At 61.0% G+C, this 752-nt stretch carries 1 protein-coding gene; it reads left to right on the forward strand.

The genetic code is table 11. The features are described 5' to 3' along the window. A partial coding sequence (locus QP324_RS11830; protein ID WP_284816177.1) for an IS256 family transposase occupies positions 1–752 on the forward strand: 752 nt, incomplete at both ends.

The following is a 752-nucleotide window of genomic DNA, read 5'->3' on the forward strand; positions in this document are numbered from 1 at the left end:
AGGGATCGTGCCGGCACGTTTACTCCCCGGATGGTGCCCAAGGGTGCACGTCGGCTCACAGAGCTCGACGACATGATTATCTCGCTCTACGCCGGTGGGATGACCGTGCGCGATATCCAGCATCACCTCGCGACCACTCTTGGGGTGGATATGAGTCCGGATACGATCAGCACCATTACCGATGCGGTGTTAGACGAGGTCATGATCTGGCAAAACCGCCAGCTCGACGAGTTTTACCCGGTGCTCTTCCTCGACGCGCTACGCGTCAAGATCCGTGACGGCCACCGCGTGGTCAACAAGGCTTGCTACATGGCGGTTGGTGTCGATATGGACGGCATCAAGCACATCCTGGGATTGTGGATCGCGGACAATGAAGGCGCCGCATTCTGGGCATCGGTGTGTGCGGATCTGGCCAACCGCGGTGTCCAAGACGTGTTCATCGTGTGCTGCGACGGGCTCAAAGGCCTGCCGGAGGCTGTGGAGACAACCTGGCCGAATTCTATGGTGCAGACCTGTATTGTGCACCTGATTCGGGCTGCGAACCGGTGGGTGTCCTACCAGGACCGCAAAGGCGTCTCCCGCGCGCTGCGTGAGGTCTACACAGCCGCTAACGAGGACACCGCGCGTGCCAGCCTGGATGCTTTCGAGGCCAGTGAACTTGGCCGGAAATACCCCCAGTCGGTCAAAGTCTGGCGCGACGCCTGGGAGCGGTTCGTACCGTTTCTGCAGTTCCCACCGGCGGCACGCCGGGT

Source organism: Corynebacterium sp. UMB0012 (assembly GCF_030216265.1).
Lineage (GTDB): Bacteria > Actinomycetota > Actinomycetes > Mycobacteriales > Mycobacteriaceae > Corynebacterium.